Origin of the sequence: Streptococcus sp. GMD1S (assembly GCF_000296875.1) — a bacterium.
Lineage (GTDB): Bacteria > Bacillota > Bacilli > Lactobacillales > Streptococcaceae > Streptococcus.
Window position 1 is genome coordinate 1 of record NZ_AJQY01000230.1, and the last position, 789, is coordinate 789.

Annotated in this window: 1 protein-coding gene; it reads left to right on the forward strand. The window is 40.1% G+C overall.

Going from position 1 to position 789, the window contains the following annotated elements:
• Positions 1–789, forward strand: a 789-nt coding sequence (locus GMD1S_RS08490) for a Cna B-type domain-containing protein (RefSeq protein WP_000294469.1), incomplete at both ends; no start/stop codon positions are given.

Consider the following 789-nt stretch of genomic DNA (forward strand, 5'->3'; position numbering starts at 1 on the left):
AATCCTACTCCATTTGAGATGACTGTTGGACAAGATGGAGCTATCAAAACAGTTACAAATAAACGTAGCAAAGCTAAAGTTAAGATTAAGGCTAATAAAAAACTTACGGGTCGTGAGTTGAAGGCTGAAGAGTTTGAATTCACTTTAACAGACCAAGATGGTAAGGTGAAAGAAACTGTGAAGAATGACAAAGACGGAAACATTGCTTTCTCAGAATTGGAATTCGACAAAGCAGGGACTTATACCTTTAAAATTGCTGAAAAAGCTGGCAGTGATACAAGCATCAAGTACGACACTAAAACTATCACGGCTACAGTTACTGTAGTAGATAAGGGCAAAGGTGCACTTGAAGCAACTGTTTCTTACGATGATGAAAAAGCTTTTGAGAATACTTACACTCCAGCAAAAACGGAAGTTCCTGTGAAGAAAGTATGGAAGGACGAGAACAACCAAGACGGTAAACGTCCAACTTCTGTCACAGTTAAATTGCTTGCGGATGGTCAAGATACTGGTAAGACACTTGAGCTCAATGCCGCAAACGGTTGGACTGGAAGCTTCACAAACCTTGATGCTGATAAAGGCGGAACACCTATTCAGTACACTGTAGTAGAAGTAACTGTTGCTGGTTATACTTCTGAAATTACTGGTGATGCTGCATCAGGATTCACCATCACAAATAGCTATTCACCAGAAACAGTTGATGTAAAAGCAACTAAGAACTGGGATGACGCTAATAACCAAGACGGCAAACGTCCGACTAAGATTACAATCAATCTTTTAGCAGACGGT